Genomic DNA, 15,491 nt, shown 5'->3' on the forward strand with positions numbered 1-15,491 from the left:
AACTTGAGCGAACTTCTCAACCGCCGCCTGGCTCTGCTCGGCGAGCGCGCTAACCTCTCTCTGCTCGAACAGTGCCTTCACGGCATCGAACGTGAATGCCTGCGCGTGACCGGCGAAGGTCGCCTGGCGCAAACGCCGCACCCGGAAGAATTGGGTTCCGCGCTGACCAACGAACAAATCACCACCGATTATTCCGAATCGCTGCTGGAGTTCATCACGCCCGCCCTGCCCGACCCGGCAGACACCCTGGCGAGTCTGGACAGCATTCACCGTTTTGCCTACAGCAAGCTCGGCAACGAGTTTCTGTGGAGTCCATCGATGCCGTGTCCATTGCCGGCCGAGGAAGACATCCCGATCGCCTATTACGGCACGTCCAACATCGGTCAGCTCAAGTACGTCTACCGCAAGGGCCTGGCCCTGCGCTACGGCAAGACCATGCAGTGCATCGCCGGGATTCACTACAACTTTTCCCTGCCGGAACAGCTCTGGCCGCTGCTCAAGGAAGCCGAAGGCTTTGTTGGCACCGACCGCGATTATCAGTCGTCGGCCTACATTGCGCTGATCCGCAACTTCCGTCGCTACAGTTGGCTGCTGATGTACCTGTTCGGTGCTTCTCCTGCGCTGGATGCCGGTTTCCTGCGCGGTCGTTCGCACCAGTTGGAACAACTTGATCCGGACACCTTATACCTGCCGTACGCCACCAGCCTGCGCATGAGCGACCTCGGTTACCAGAGCAACGCCCAGGCCGGCCTGACGCCGTGCTACAACGATTTGGTCAGCTACACCGACAGCCTGCGCAAAGCGGTGGCCACGCCTTACGCGCCATACGTGGAAGTCGGTACGCACAAGGACGGTGAGTGGGTTCAGCTCAACACCAACATCCTGCAGATCGAAAACGAGTACTACTCCAACATCCGCCCGAAACGCGTGACCTACACCGGCGAGCGGCCGATCCAGGCGCTGGTGGCCCGTGGCATCCAGTACGTTGAAGTACGCTGCCTGGACATCAACCCGTTCCTGCCGATGGGCATCGACCTGACGGAATCGCGGTTCCTCGACGCGTTCCTGCTGTACTGCGCGCTGAACGACAGCCCGCTGCTGGCCGCCAACACCTGCAACAACGCGACCACCAACTTCCTCAGCGTGGTCAAGGAAGGTCGCCGTCCGGGCCTGCAATTGCAGCGCGACGGTCAACCGGTGGACCTGAAGGAATGGGCCACCGAATTGCTGGAGAAGATTGCTCCGCTGGCGGCGTTGCTGGATCAAAGCCATGGCGGCGATGCCCACAGCAAGGCGCTGGACGTGCAGTTGGAGAAGGTCAAGGATCCGTCCCGCACCCCGTCCGCCCAAGTATTGGCGGCGATGGCCGAGCATAAGGAAAGCTTTGCCCAGTTCTCCCTGCGCCAGAGCCGTGTACACGCGGAGTACTTCCGCAGTGAGCCGTTGAGCGTTGAGGAACAGGCGAAGTTTGAAGCGCGGGCGCGTTCCTCGCTGGCCGAACAGGCGGAACTGGAGCAGAACGAAGTCGGCGATTTCGATGTGTTTGTCGGGTCGTATCAGGCGAGCATTCTGGCGATTAGTAACTAACCTGCAAAGCAGGTTCCCTGTGGGAGCGGGCTTGCTCGCGAAGGCGGTGTCTTGATCGTTCCCACGCTCTGCGTGGGAATGCCTCAAGGGACGCTCCGCGTCCAGTGACGCGGAGCGTCACGGGCTGCATTCCCACGCAGAGCGTGGGAACGATCTGGTGAAGTGCTTAGAATTTTCCGCTCATAAGCTCATTCGAAAAAGTTATTTATTTTCGGATTCTTATATCATTTAGTCTCCTTTCACGCCGATCCTCGGTCGCCTGACAAGGAGCTTCTCCAATGAAACTGAATTTCCCTCTTCGCCTCCTGGCGGCCGCGTCTTTGGCTGCGGCGAGTTTCTTTGCCCAGGCGGCTGACGTCACCGTCGCCTACCAGACCACCGTCGACCCGGCCAAAGTCGCCCAGGCCGACGGCGCGTACGAAAAAGCCACCAACGCCAAGATCGACTGGCGCAAATTCGACAACGGTGCCGACATCATCGCCGCCATCGCTTCCGGCGACGTGCAGATTGGCTACCTCGGTTCCAGCCCTCTGACGGCCGCAATCACCCGCAAAGTCCCGGTCGAAACGTTCCTGATCGCCACCCAGATCGGCGCCGCTGAAGCGCTGGTCGCTCGCGACGGTTCCGGGATCAAGACCCCGCAGGACCTGATCGGCAAGAAAATCGCCGTGCCGTTCGTGTCCACCGGTCACTACAGCCTGCTGGCCGCGCTGAAGCACTGGAACATCGATCCATCGAAAGTCACCATCCTCAACCTCGCGCCGCCGGCCATCGTCGCCGCTTGGAAACGCGGTGATATCGACGCCACTTACGTTTGGGACCCGGCACTCGGTGTAGCCAAGGAAAACGGCAAAGTGCTGATCACCTCCGGCGAGCTGGCCAAGTTCGGCGCACCGACCTTCGATGCCTGGATCGTGCGTAAAGACTTCGCCGAGAAGCACCCGGAAATCGTCACCGCATTCGCCAAAGTGACCCTCGACGCCTACGCCGACTACCGCAAGGATCCGAAAGCCTGGCTCGCCAACCAATCCAACGTCGACAAACTGGTGAAGCTGTCCGGGGCCAAAGCCACCGACATTCCATTGCTGCTGCAAGGCAACGTCTACCCGTTGGCGGCTGATCAAGTGATCACCCTCGGCGCACCGACCACCAAAGCCATCACCGACACCGCCGCGTTCCTGAAGGAACAAGGCAAAGTCGAGGCCGTGCTGCCGGATTACGCCCCGTACGTCAGCTCTAAATACATCACCAACTGATCGGAGTTAACCGCGATGGCTTTGCTACAGCTGGAGCGCATCAGCGCACAGTACCCCGGCAGTCCGGAACCGGTGCTGGCGGATATTTCCTTGAGCCTGGGGCCCCAGCAATTGCTGGTGGCCCTCGGCCCGTCCGGCAGTGGCAAGACTTCGCTGTTGAACCTGATCGCCGGTTTCGTCGAACCCAGCGCCGGGCGCATCACCCTCGATGGCGTGCCGGTCAAAGGCCCGAGCGCCGAACGTGGCGTGGTGTTTCAGGACGATGCGCTGCTGCCCTGGCAGGACGTGCTGGCCAACGTTGGATTCGGTCTGGAACTGGCAGGTGTTTCCAAAGACAAACGCGAGATCCGCGCCCGGGAAATGCTCGCGCTGGTGGACCTTTCCGGTTTCGAAAACCGTCGCATCTGGCAGCTCTCGGGCGGCCAGAAGCAACGTGTCGGCCTCGCCCGCGCCCTCGCCGCTGATCCACGTGTGTTGCTGATGGACGAACCCTTCGGCGCCCTCGATGCCTTCACCCGCGAACAGATGCAAGAGCTGTTGCTGCAAGTCTGGCAGCGCACCGCCAAACCGGTGTTCCTGATCACCCACGACATCGAAGAAGCGGTGTTCCTCGCCACTGACTTGATTCTGTTGGCACCGAATCCTGGGCAAATCGTCGAGCGCCTGAGCCTGGACTTCGGTCAGCGTTACGCCGCCGGTGAGTCGGCACGGGCGATCAAATCCGACCCGCGCTTTATCGAAACCCGCGAACACGTCCTCGCCAAAGTGTTCTCCCAACGCAGCGCCGCCACGCGGCAGGAGCGCGCATGAGCAGCTATGAAATTCCGGCCGTGACGGTTAAACCCGGTTCGACGGTGATTCCGGTGCGGCGCAGTGTGAGCACCCGCTGGATCAGCGTGCTGACGCTGGTCGCTCTGGTGTTCATCTGGTGGGCCGTCACCGCCACCGGCATGATCGAACCGCTGTTCCTGCCACCGCCGTCCGCCGTGCTGCAAAAAGGCTGGCTGCTGGCGACTACCGGCTATATGGATTCGACCTTGTGGCAGCACTTGGGTGCGAGCCTCAAACGCATCGGCCTCGGTCTTGGTTTCGCGGTGTTGACCGCCGTGCCGGTCGGGATTGCCATCGGCCACAACCGCATCGCTCGCGGGATTCTCGATCCGCTGATCGAGTTCTACCGCCCGATTCCACCGCTGGCTTACCTGCCACTGATCGTGATCTGGTGCGGCATCGGTGAGTTGTCGAAAGTCTTGTTGATCTACCTGGCGATCTTCGCCCCGATTGCCATCGCCACGGCTACTGGCGTGCGCACGGTCGACCCGGCCAAATTGCGCGCCGCACAGTCCTTGGGCGCGACCCGGGCGCAGTTGATTCGGCATGTGATTCTGCCGAGCGCGCTGCCGGATATCTTGACCGGGGTGCGGATTGGTTTGGGCGTGGGTTGGTCGACGCTGGTCGCTGCCGAACTGATCGCCGCTACCAGCGGTTTGGGTTTCATGGTGCAGTCGGCGGCGCAGTTCCTGGTCACCGATGTGGTGGTGCTGGGGATTCTGGTGATCGCCCTGATCGCCTTTGCCATGGAAATGGGCTTGCGCGCCCTGCAACGCAAACTGGTGCCGTGGCACGGCCAGGCCCACTAAAAATCATTCATGTGGGAGCGGGCTTGCTCGCGAAAGCGGTACATCAGTCGCAGCCATGTTGCCTGACACACCGTATTCGCGAGCAAGCCCGCTCCCACAAAAAGCTCGGCATCCAGGATTGAAGAGAAAGATCATGAGCACCCTGACCATCATCCCCCTCAGCTCGGCCCTCGGCGCGCAAATCAGCGGCGTCGACATCAGCCAGCCGCTGCCTGCGCAACTGCGTGACGCCATCGAACAAGCGCTGCTCAAGCACCAGGTGTTGTTCTTCCGCAATCAACCGATCACGCCGCAACAACAGGCACGTTTCGCCGCGAATTTCGGCGACCTGCACATTCACCCGATCTACCCAAACGTGCCGGAACAACCGGAAGTGCTGATCCTCGACACCGCCGTCACCGACGTGCGCGACAACGCGATCTGGCACACCGACGTCACCTTCCTGCCGACCCCGGCCATGGGCGCGGTGCTCAGCGCCAAGTTGCTGCCGGAGTTTGGCGGGGACACGTTATGGGCCAGCGGGATTGCGGCGTATGAGGCGTTGTCGGCGCCGATGAAAACCTTGCTCGAAGGGCTGACTGCGACGCACGATTTCACCCGTTCATTCCCGCTCGAACGCTACGGCAACACGCCTGAGGCGCTGGCGCAGTGGGAAGAAGCCCGACGCAAGAATCCACCACTGTCACACCCGGTGATCCGCACGCATCCGGTGAGCGGGCGTCGGTCGTTGTTCGTCAATGAAGGGTTTACGTCGAAGATCAATGAATTGTCGGAGACGGAAAGCGAGGCGATTTTGAAGCTGCTGTTTGCACACGCCACGCGGCCGGAATTCACCATTCGCTGGCGTTGGCAGAAGGATGACATAGCGTTCTGGGACAACCGCGTGACCCAGCATTACGCGGTGGACGACTACCGCCCGGCGCGGCGGGTGATGCAGCGGGCGACGGTGTTGGGGGATGTGCCGTTTTTTCGCTAATCCCTAATGCCTGCAGTGCCTGAGCTGATGCCTTCGCGAGCAAGCCCGCTCCCACATTTGGAATGCGTTCCAAATGTGGGAGCGGGCTTGCTCGCGAAGGCGATATGACAGGCGCCGAAAGATCCGGCGCGAACACTTACTCAGCCGTTGATCGTTCCCACGCTCTGCGTGGTAATGCAGCCATGGACGCTCCGCGTCCACTGTGACGCAGAGCGTCACGGGAGGCATTCCAACGCGGAGCGTGGGAACGATCAGTGCTCAGTCATTCAGCGGTGGAAGGCTTCTCCCAAAGGTTGATCCCGCCCTCCTGGGCAAACCGGTCAATCTCCGCCAGTTCTTCCGCACTAAAGCTCAGGTTCTTCAGCGCTCCGACGTTTTCGATGATCTGCTCCGGCCGGCTTGCGCCGATCAGGGCCGAGGTCACGCGTGGGTCGCGCAGGGTCCAGGCCAACGCCAGTTGCGCCAGGCTCTGGCCGCGGCGCTTGGCGATTTCGTTGAGCCCGCGCACGTGGGCGATGTTGGCTTCGGACAGGTGCGATTCCTGCAACGAACCACCGCCCGGACGATTAACCCGCGCATCCTTTGGAATGCCGTTGAGGTACTTGTCGGTCAGCAGGCCCTGGGCCAACGGGGTGAAGGCGATCACGCCAGCGCCGAGTTCGTCGGTGACGTCCAGTAGGTCTTTTTCCACCCAGCGATTGAGCAGGTTGTAGGCCGGTTGGTGAATCAACAGCGGCACTTTCCACTCTTGCAGCAGTGCAGCCATTTCGCGGGTTTTCACCCCGGAGTAGGACGAGATGCCGATGTACAGCGCCTTGCCCTGTTGCACGGCAGTGGCCAATGCGCTGGCGGTTTCTTCCAGTGGAGTGTCCGGGTCGAAGCGGTGGGAATAGAAGATGTCCACGTAGTCCAGGCCCAGGCGTTGCAGGCTCTGGTCGAGGCTGGCCAGCACGTATTTGCGCGACCCGCCGCCCTGGCCGTAAGGGCCTGGCCACATGTCCCAACCGGCCTTGCTGGAGATGATCAGCTCGTCGCGGTACTGCTTGAAGTCTTCGCGCAGCAGGCGGCCGAAGTTGATTTCGGCGCTGCCGTACGGCGGGCCGTAGTTGTTGGCCAGGTCGAAGTGGTTGATACCCAGGTCGAACGCCGTGCGCAGCAACGAGCGCTGGGTGTCGATCGGCGTGCTGTCGCCGAAGTTGTGCCACAGCCCCAGGGACAGTGCCGGCAGCACCAGCCCGCTGCGGCCTACGCGGCGGTACGGGATAGAGTCATAGCGGTTTTCGGCAGCGGTGTAAGTCATCGAATCCTCTCTTGTCTGTTTTGTCTGGAGTCTGTGGGAGCCAAGCTTGCTGGCGAAGGCGTATTCAAGATTGCCTTCGCGGGCAAGCCTCGCTCCTACAGGGTGTTACGCAAATCTATTGCCTGGCCGGGCAAGCCCAAGGTTCTGGCGCAAGGTCCGGCCTTCGTACTCTGTTCTGAACAACCCACGCCGTTGCAGTTCCGGCACCACGCCGTTGGCGAAGTCTTCCAGCCCGCCCGGCAGGTGCGGCACGAGCACGTTGAAGCCATCCGCCGCGCCCTGTTCGAACCATTGCTGCAAGCGGTCGGCAATCTGCGCCGGTGTGCCCACCAGGCTGTAATGCCCACGGCCACCGGCGATCTTGCGGCCCAACTCGGCGAGGCTGAGGTTTTCCCGGCCTGCCAGTTCGGTCAGCAGCTTTTGACGGCTTTGCTGACCGCTTTCGGTCAGTGGCAACTCCGGCAGCGGTCCGTCCAGCGGGTACTTCGACAAGTCGAAGTTGCCCAGCATACGCCCAAGTAATGCGACGCCAACCTCAGGTTCGACTAATTGCTGAAACGTTTCATATTTCTCCCGGGCTTCGCTTTCGGTCTGCCCGACCACGACAAAAACACCGGGCATGATTTTCAGCGAGTCGGCACTGCGACCGTAGCGACTCAAGCGCCCCTTGAGGTCGGCATAAAACGCCTGGGCATTGGCCAACGAGGTCTGCGCGGTGAACACCACTTCGGCGGTTTGTGCCGCCAACTCGCGACCGAGTTCGGAAGAGCCGGCCTGCACAATCACCGGTTGCCCTTGGGGCGAGCGCGCCACATTCAGCGGACCTTTAACCCTGAAGTGTTCACCGACGTGATCGAGGAGGTGTACTTTTTCCGGATGGTAGTACGTACCGCTGGCCTTATCCCGTACGAAAGCATCATCTTCCCAACTGTCCCACAACCCGGTGACCACCTGATGAAACTCCCGAGCCCGGCGGTAGCGGTCGGCGTGGCCGATATGCTCGCTGCGGCCGAAATTCTGCGCTTCGGCGGCATTGTCCGAAGTCACCAGATTCCACCCCGAGCGCCCCCCTGAAAGATGGTCTAGAGACGCGAACTTTCGTGCTACGTGGTACGGCTCGTTATAGCTGGTTGTGGCCGTGGCGATCAGCCCGATGCGCTCTGTCACGACGCTCAATGCAGACAGCAACGTCAGGGGTTCAAAGTGGTCTGAGCGCGCCATGCGGCTGGCAATCGCTCCGGTTGGAGCGGCCAGGCTGTCGGCGATGAACAACGCGTCGAACTTCGCCGCTTCGGCAATCTGCGCCAGGTGCTTGTAGTGGGCGAAGTCTAGTCCGGCCTCGGCGGGTACGTCGGGATGCCGCCAGGCGGCAACGTGGTGCCCGGTAGCCATCAGGAACGCGCCAAGCTTGAGCTGTCGAGCCATGTCAGAAGTCCTTGCGCAGTTGCACACCGAAGTAGCGCTCATCGTCCCGTGGCACGGCGCGGTAGATGTAGTTGCCGCCGCTGGCCAGCAACGGCGAGTAGGACTTGTCGGCGAGGTTCTTGCCCAGCAACGCCACGCGCCAGCCGTTGCTGTAGTCGGCCAGGGCCACGCTGGCGTTCCACAAACCGTAGGCGCCCTGCTTGGTGTCGACGTTCTGGCTGATGTCGTACTGCACCTCGCTTTGCCAGCTGTAGTCGGTGCCGAATTCAACATCCAGGCCGTTATCCAGCGGGATTGTGTAGTCGGCGCGCACGTAGCTTTTCCAGTCCGGGCTGAACGGCAGCGGCTTGCCGTTGACGTTGCACGAGGCCGCCGCGCCCGCCGGGCAGGCGAATTCGTCGATGCGCGCACGGGTGTAGGCCAGGGCGCCGGAGAACTTCAGTTGCTGGGTCGCTTGCAAGGCGTAATCGAGTTCGACGCCTTCGGTGCTGACGCTGCCGGCGTTGATCAAACGGGTCACCACTTGCCCGGCGACGGTGTCGAAGAAGTTCGCTTGGTAGTTGTCGTAATCGCTGTGGAACACCGCCAGGTTGGTGGTCAGGCGATTGTTCCACGAGGTGGCTTTGATCCCGGCCTCCCAGGTGTTGGAGGTCTCCGGTTTCAGAGCCTCGGTATCCCTTGGCTGCATGTTGAAGAACACGTTGTAGGCCGGGCCTTTGTAGCCGCGCGAATAGGTCAGGTACGTGGTGACGGTATCGCTCAAGTCGTACTGCACGCCGAGCCGCCCGGACCAGCCGTCCTCGTCCACCGAACCGGAACTGCTGGTGCCCGGCTGAATGCCGCTGACGGTGGTGGCCGAGGTGGAAACCCGGCGGTGATCGTATTCCAGATCGTCGTGGGTCCAGCGCAGGCCGGCGATACCACGCAAGTTCGAGGTGAAGTTGAGGGTACTTTCGCCGAACACGGCGTAGCTGTCGCTGGTGGTGCCGTAATCGGCGACGCCACGGTTGATGCTGGACGGGGTGGTCAGCGTGCGCTGATAGGTTTCCTCATCCTTGCCGTGCATGTAGAACAGGCCGCCGACGTACTCCAGGAATTCACCTTTCGGCGAGGCCAGGCGCAGCTCCTGGGAGTATTGGTCGAAGGACAGATCACCCTTGTCGGCCGTGCCGGGGAACGCCGCCGTCACCGTGCTGAGGCGGTCGCCATCCTGATATTGCGTGTTGTCCCAGCCGCGCCATGCGGTGATCGAAGTCAGGGTGTAATCGCCGAGGTTCCAGTCGAGCTGGCCGGACAGGCCTTTGTTGATGTCATCGACGTGGGTGCGAGTGTCGGTGTTGATGTCGCGGTTGTCGCTGGAGGCCCGCACCGGGCTCAAGGCATTGGCAAACGCCGGGGTCAGGGACTTGCTGACCACGCCGTTGGGCGCGTCGTCGTGGGACTGCATGTAGTCGGCAATCAAGGTGAACTTCAGGTCGTCATTCGGCGTGAATTCGAGTTTGCCGCGCACGCCTTTGTGGTTGTAGCCGTTGACCTCCTGGCCGTTGTGCTCGTTATCGACGTTGCCGTCGTAGCTGCCGAACAGCGTGGTGATCGAGCCCTTCAGCGTGTCCGGAATCAGGCTGCCGCCGAGGCCAAACCGGGTGCGGCTTTCGTTGCCGCTGTAGTAGGACTGATCGATGTAGCCATGGGTCTCGGCGGTCGGTGCCTTGCTGGTGATGTTGAGCACACCGGCCGAGGCGTTCTTGCCGAACAGCGTGCCTTGAGGGCCGCGCAGGACCTCGATGCGTTCCAGGTCCAGCAAGTCGAGGGTCGCCTGGCCCGGACGGGCGTAGACCACGCCATCGATCACCGTGGCCACGGTCGGCTCGACGCCCGGCGAGGTGGAAATGGTGCCGACGCCGCGCACGAACAGTGACGTGTCCTTGTTCGACGCACCCGTGCGGAAATTCAGCGACGGCACCTGCTGAACGATGCTCGCGACGCCGTTGCGGTTGTCCCGCTCAAGTTGCTCGCCATCGAGCACCGATACCGCCACCGGGACTTTCTGCAGCGACTCTTCGCGGCGGGTGGCGGTGACCGTGACGGACTTGAGGGTTGGCTCTTGGTCCGTGCTGTCGGCGGCGAAAGCCCCGGGCACAGGCAACGCGGTCAACCCGGCGAGCAGCCAGCCCAGATGCGGTCGGCGTGGTGTGGCGGCGCGAATGGATAACGCCAGTTTGTGTGATTCCCCAGGAATGCTGTGCATGGTCTGCCCGCTCGAAAAATTGCCCTGAACCGCCGCCCTTCTGCGAAGACAGCGCCTGTGAATGTGTCTTGGGCATTCGCTCGAGCGAGTAGCAGACAGAACGCTTTGTTAGCGCTAACATCGCCAGTATCGGCAAGCCGGACATAGACCGTCCAATACTGAAAAATTACTTTTATATGCGTTTTGGTTTTTAAGAGGGATCGCCACTTGAGTGAAGACAAACCCCGCAAACGCCGTGGCGCCGGCCGTGTAACGCTCAATACCGTGGCGCGGCAGGCCGGGGTTTCGGCGATCACCGTGTCGCGTTATTTCAATCAACCGGAACAGGTGTCGCCTGAACGGCGCGAGCGCATTGCGGCGGTGGTCGCGGAACTGGGTTATGTGCCGAACCTGGTGGCCGGCGGGCTGGCGTCAGCGCGGGGCAGGATCGTCGGCATGGTGATCCCGAACATCTCCGGGCCGATCTTCGCCAACACCATCCAGGGCTTCAGCGACACCCTCAGTCGCCATGGATATCAACTGCTGCTGGCGTCGAGTTACTTCAGCGCCGCACAGGAAGAAAGCGCCGTACGGGCCTTCCTCGGTTGGTCGCCGGCGGCGTTGGTGCTGACCAGCCACTTCCACAGCGCCGGCACGGAAAAAATGATCGCCGAAGCCGATATCCCGGTGATCGAAACCTGGGATTACCAACCTGAGCGCGAGCCATTGCAGATTGGTTTTTCGCATTTTGAAGTGGGCGTGACGGCTGCGCGGTATCTGCATGGCAAGGGCTATCGGCGAATTGCGTTTGTGCAGAACAGCGCACCGGGGGACCTCAGTGCGCTGGAGCGGCGCGATGGCTACGCGGCGACGGTCCGCGAGTTGGGGCTGCAACCGTGGGTGTTCGCCCCGGATGCGGATCGCGCGCCATTCGAGGCCGGCAAGCAGGCGATGGAAGCCTTGATGAACGCCTCACCCCGCCCCGATGCAATCATCTTCGCCAACGACAATCTGGCGGCCGGTGGCTTGCTGGCCGGGCAACGAGCGGGCCTGAAAATCCCCGAAGACTGCGCGGTGATGGGGTTCGGCGATTACCCCTTCGCCGAAATGCTGCTGCCGAGCTTGAGCACCATCAAACCACCGGCCCTGGAAATCGGCGTGCTCGCGGCGACGAGGGTTTTGGAGAGTCTGGGTGTGTTGCCGGTGGAGGATGAAGTGCAGCGTTTGAACCTGCTGGAGTGTCGGGTGATTGAGCGTGAGAGCGCCTGACACCGCCGCTCCCACGCTGGATCTCCAGCGACCACTAAACTGGTGAACAACAACGTACAACTGTGGGAGCGAGCTTGCTCGCGATTGCGGCCCGACAGGCGACACACAACCAACAGGCGGAACACCCCATGCACACCACCATCATCATTTTCTTCGGCCTGGTCCTGCTGGCGCTGATGCTTTATATCGGCGAGCGGGTTGGCTTCAGTCGTCAGACGCTGACCTACAGTTTCGTCTTCCTGTGGCTGGCATTGACGGTGATTAACGGCGCGGTGGGGGTGGTCACGGCCGGGCAGCCGGTGAGTTCGGAACTGGTGGTCGGTACGGTGGTGTTCAGCGTGCCGGTGGCGGCGCTGGTTCTGTTCATGGTGTTGAACAGAGCCTAGGCGCCACCGGCTCCCGGTCAGCGAACCAGGTGCAGGAACTGCATGTGCCGTTCGTACTGGTCGAGGATGTCGTTGATGATCTGTTCCTTGGTGTAACCCACTAGATCGTAGTCCTGACTGCCCTCGCTCAAATGCACTTCAGCCCGGTAGTAGCGACGGTTGTTGAGTTGCTTGGAACCCATGCCGCCACGGGCGAAGGACGGTGTGAAGTAGCCGCGCATCTGCACCTGGTAGATGAACGGATGCTGCTCGCCATGACCGATTTCCAGGCTGACGCTGTCGTTCGCCGGATCGGGCTGAGCGACCACGTTCAAGCCCTTCTCGACAAACACCGCCGTCACTTCTTCAATCGCCGGACGCACCGTGGTTTCGAGGAAGCGATAGACCTCATCCCGGGACGGGAAATGCACGGCCTGACTCAAGCGCTGACGCCAGCCGCCACGCTTGGAACCGGACACCGGTGCCAGAGAATGCATCTGCGCGATCTGCTTCTGCGACTCCAGGTAGAACGCCTTGTGCAGCCCCCACATCATCAGCAGCAGGATCATCGAGAACGGCAATGAGGTCAGCACCACCGCCGACTTCAGCGCATCGATGCTGCCAGAGAACAGCAGCGCACTGGTCACCAGCGCGGTCATCGCGCCCCAGAACACCCGCAGCCATTTCGGCCCGTCTTCATCCGGGTTGCCGCCCTTGGCGGACAGTGTCGAGAGGACCACGGTGCCGGAGTCGGCGGACGTCACGAAGAATACGAAGCTGATGAACACCGTGACCGCAATCACAGTCTTGCTCCACGGATAGGTTTCTAGCAGCAGGTACAGGGTCATCGACGGGTTATCGATGGCAGACATACCCAGCGCCGTCATGCCGTGATTGAGCACCTGATCGATGGCGCTGTTGCCGAAGATCGACATCCACGCCAGGGTGAAACCGAGCGGGATCAGCAGCACGCCGAAGACGAATTCGCGAATGGTCCGGCCCCGGGAAATCCGGGCGATGAACAGGCCCACGAACGGCGACCATGCAATCCACCAGGCCCAGTAGAACACCGTCCAACCGCCGAGCCAGTCACTGGGTTTGTCGTAGGCGTAAAGGTCGAAACTCTTCATCGGCAGCGCGCCGAGGTAGTCGCCGATGTTCTGGATCAAGGTGTTGAGCAGGTGCTGCGTCGGGCCGGCGAACAACACGAACAGCAGCAGCGCGCAGGCCAGCAGCATGTTGATGTCGGACATCACCCGCACGCCTTTATCGACGCCGGACACCGCTACGATGATCGCCGCGCCCATCATCAACGTGATCAGGCCGACCTGAATCCAGTGGGTGTGAGCGATGCCGAACAGGTAGTCCAGGCCCGAGTTGAGGTGCAACACGCCGAAGCCCATGTCCGCGCCGAGGCCGAACACCGTAGCGATGATGCCGAAGCCGTCCACTGCGTAGCCGATCGGGCCGTTGATGCGCTTGCCGATCAGCGGGTACAGCGCCGAACGCAGGGCCAGCGGCAGGTTATGTCGGTAGGCAAAGTAAGCCAGGGCCATGCCGACAAAAGCGAACACGCCCCAGCCGTGCAGGCCCCAGTGCAGAAACAGAATCTGCATCGCCTGCCGCGCCGCTTCCGGCGTGCCGGCGGTGCCTTGGGGCGGCTGCGCCAGGTGCGTCAGCGGTTCGGACACACAAAAGAAAAACAGCGTGATGCTGATCCCGGCGGCGAACAGCATGCCGGCCCAGGACAGGTAACTGAATTCGGGTTCGTCGTGGTCGGCACCGAGCTTGATCTTGCCGTAGCCGGACAAGGCGGTGACCACCACGAAGACCAGATACAGGGTCATCGCGAGCATGTAGTACCAGCCGACCGTATTGGCCGCCCAGTTTTGCGCTTCCAGCAACCAGGCACCGGCCTGTTTCGGGAAGGCCATGACAACGATGCCGAACAACAGAATGAAACCCGCCGCAAAGTAAAACACCGGCGGATTCATGCGGACCTGGCCGCTTGGAATGGTGGACGGTGCACTCATGAACAGCGCACCTCAAGGGGATGAAACAGGGCAATCAGAAACGGACTCGGCAAGGGCAAGCCTCCTGTTGTGAGCGGGCAGCAAACCGGCGGTTTAACTTGAATGAGCGTTCAAGTTAAACATGAATAGAGTGCTAAGGACTAATCCCAGGGCTCGGCGGTACGTTCTGTACGCTAGCTCAAGGAAGGGTATGACGCGGGGGGTGGGGGATTCGTTCAGTGTCAAAAGATCGTTCCCACGCTCTGCGTGGGAATGCAGCCCGGGACGCTCCGCGTCCCATCAACAGCCGAACGCGGAGCGTCCGTGGAGGCGTTCCCACGCAGAGCGTGGGAACGATCAGGTGGGGGATTTACTTCTGCGTCCCATCATCATGCTGCAAATTCGCCTGGGTCAGGTTGCACCCCGCCGGCACGCTGCGGGTCAACCACACGTTGCCGCCTATGGTCGAGCCCTTGCCGATGGTAATCCGCCCGAGAATCGTTGCCCCGGCATAGATCACCACATCGTCCTCGACAATCGGATGCCGCGGATGGCCCTTCTGCAACTGCCCGTCCTCATCCGATGGGAAACGCTTGGCGCCCAGGGTCACGGCCTGATAAATCCGCACCCGCTCGCCGATGATCGCGGTCTCACCGATCACCACACCCGTCCCGTGATCGATAAAGAAGCTGCGGCCGATCTGCGCACCCGGATGAATGTCGATGCCGGTTGCCGAGTGGGCGATTTCCGCGCTGATCCGCGCCAGCAGCGGCAACCCGGCGCGGTACAAATGGTGGGCGAGGCGATGGTGAATCACCGCCAGAATCCCCGGATAGCACAGCAATACTTCGTCGACACTGCGGGCCGCCGGGTCGCCGTGATAGGCCGCCAGCACGTCGGTATCGAGCAGGCTGCGCAGCCCCGGCAAGGCGAGGGCGAAGTCTTGAATGATGGAAATGGTCCTGGCCTCGACCTCGGTATCGGCCTGGTCGCTGTGGCGCGCGGCATAGCGCAGTTCGAGCCGCGCCTGGGCCAACAATGCGTTCAACGCGACGTCGAGGGTGTGGCCGACGTAGAAGTCTTCACTCTCTTCGCGCAAATCCACCGGCCCCAAACGCATCGGGAACAACGCACCGCACAGGGCTTCGAGAATCTCCGCCATCGCCGCCCGGGACGGCAACTCGCGACCGCCCTGCTCGCCGCTGGCGCGGCCATTTTGGGCACGCCACTGATCCCGCGCCGTGCGCAGTTGGCTGACGATGGTCTGCAATTGCCAATGGCTGGAACGCTCGCTCACGGTAAAAACTCCACACGGGCGGCCGGACTGTCTGGCCGCGCTGACGGCGATTACTTTACGGCAAGGGCTCGGAGCCGAATTAAGAACCAATTGTGCTGTGATCAATACATTCGGATATAAGCGATTGGCGGTTGCCC

At 61.7% G+C, this 15,491-nt stretch carries 12 protein-coding genes; 7 read left to right on the forward strand and 5 right to left on the reverse strand.

The window, feature by feature from the left end; all coding sequences use genetic code 11:
- Positions 1-3 precede the first annotated feature (3 nt).
- The 5 genes from gshA (at position 4) to tauD (ending at position 5,459) form a co-directional block, all read left to right on the forward strand.
- A complete protein-coding gene (gshA, locus tag BK665_RS02495; protein ID WP_123402689.1) occupies positions 4-1,587 on the forward strand; it encodes a glutamate--cysteine ligase in 1,584 nt (527 codons plus the stop codon).
- 278 nt (positions 1,588-1,865) lie between these two features.
- Positions 1,866-2,843, forward strand: coding sequence for a taurine ABC transporter substrate-binding protein (gene tauA, locus BK665_RS02500; protein ID WP_123402690.1), 978 nt, complete (start codon positions 1,866-1,868; stop codon positions 2,841-2,843).
- Positions 2,844-2,858: 15 nt separating this feature from the next.
- The gene (gene tauB / locus BK665_RS02505; protein WP_123402691.1) at positions 2,859-3,653 is read left to right on the forward strand and encodes a taurine ABC transporter ATP-binding subunit; all 795 of its coding nucleotides are present in this window, start codon (positions 2,859-2,861) and stop codon (positions 3,651-3,653) included.
- Entirely contained in the window at positions 3,650-4,483 is an 834-nt protein-coding gene (gene tauC / locus BK665_RS02510; protein ID WP_123402692.1) for a taurine ABC transporter permease TauC, read from the forward strand. The genes tauB and tauC overlap by 4 nt, the downstream gene beginning before the upstream one ends.
- A 133-nt stretch (positions 4,484-4,616) precedes the next feature.
- Positions 4,617-5,459 (forward strand): taurine dioxygenase, encoded by an 843-nt coding sequence (gene tauD, locus BK665_RS02515; RefSeq protein ID WP_123402693.1) that lies wholly within the window; start codon positions 4,617-4,619, stop codon positions 5,457-5,459.
- 262 nt (positions 5,460-5,721) lie between these two features.
- Here the strand turns inward: tauD and mgrA are convergent, their stop codons facing one another.
- The 3 genes from mgrA to BK665_RS02535 all read right to left on the reverse strand — a co-directional run bounded on the left by mgrA (position 5,722) and on the right by BK665_RS02535 (position 10,432).
- Complete coding sequence (gene mgrA, locus BK665_RS02525; RefSeq protein WP_123402695.1) at positions 5,722-6,759, reverse strand: L-glyceraldehyde 3-phosphate reductase; 1,038 nt, start codon at positions 6,757-6,759, stop codon at positions 5,722-5,724.
- 105 nt (positions 6,760-6,864) lie between these two features.
- Positions 6,865-8,184: an LLM class flavin-dependent oxidoreductase gene (locus BK665_RS02530; protein WP_123402696.1), complete on the reverse strand. Its 1,320-nt coding sequence runs from the start codon at positions 8,182-8,184 to the stop codon at positions 6,865-6,867.
- Position 8,185: 1 nt separating this feature from the next.
- Complete coding sequence (locus BK665_RS02535) at positions 8,186-10,432, reverse strand: TonB-dependent receptor (protein ID WP_123402697.1); 2,247 nt, start codon at positions 10,430-10,432, stop codon at positions 8,186-8,188.
- A gap of 207 nt (positions 10,433-10,639) precedes the next feature.
- Between BK665_RS02535 and BK665_RS02540 the strand changes: the two genes are divergently transcribed.
- Both BK665_RS02540 and BK665_RS02545 read left to right on the forward strand, forming a co-directional pair.
- Positions 10,640-11,680, forward strand: a complete 1,041-nt coding sequence (locus BK665_RS02540; RefSeq protein ID WP_123402698.1) for a LacI family DNA-binding transcriptional regulator — start codon at positions 10,640-10,642, stop codon at positions 11,678-11,680.
- Between the two features lie 128 nt (positions 11,681-11,808).
- Positions 11,809-12,066, forward strand: coding sequence for a hypothetical protein (locus tag BK665_RS02545; protein ID WP_123402699.1), 258 nt, complete (start codon positions 11,809-11,811; stop codon positions 12,064-12,066).
- Positions 12,067-12,083: 17 nt separating this feature from the next.
- On the opposite strand, the gene betT is transcribed toward BK665_RS02545, so the two are convergent.
- Together betT and epsC are read right to left on the reverse strand one after the other, a co-directional pair.
- On the reverse strand, positions 12,084-14,039 hold the full coding sequence (betT, locus tag BK665_RS02550; protein WP_185076407.1) for a choline transporter BetT: 1,956 nt from the start codon (positions 14,037-14,039) through the stop codon (positions 12,084-12,086).
- A gap of 388 nt (positions 14,040-14,427) precedes the next feature.
- Positions 14,428-15,354 carry a serine O-acetyltransferase EpsC gene (epsC, locus tag BK665_RS02555; protein WP_123402701.1) on the reverse strand — a complete coding sequence of 309 codons (927 nt, stop codon included), beginning with the start codon at positions 15,352-15,354 and terminating at the stop codon, positions 14,428-14,430.
- Positions 15,355-15,491: the final 137 nt, after the last annotated feature.

The organism is Pseudomonas frederiksbergensis (genome assembly GCF_003732665.1).
GTDB lineage: Bacteria > Pseudomonadota > Gammaproteobacteria > Pseudomonadales > Pseudomonadaceae > Aquipseudomonas > Aquipseudomonas frederiksbergensis_G.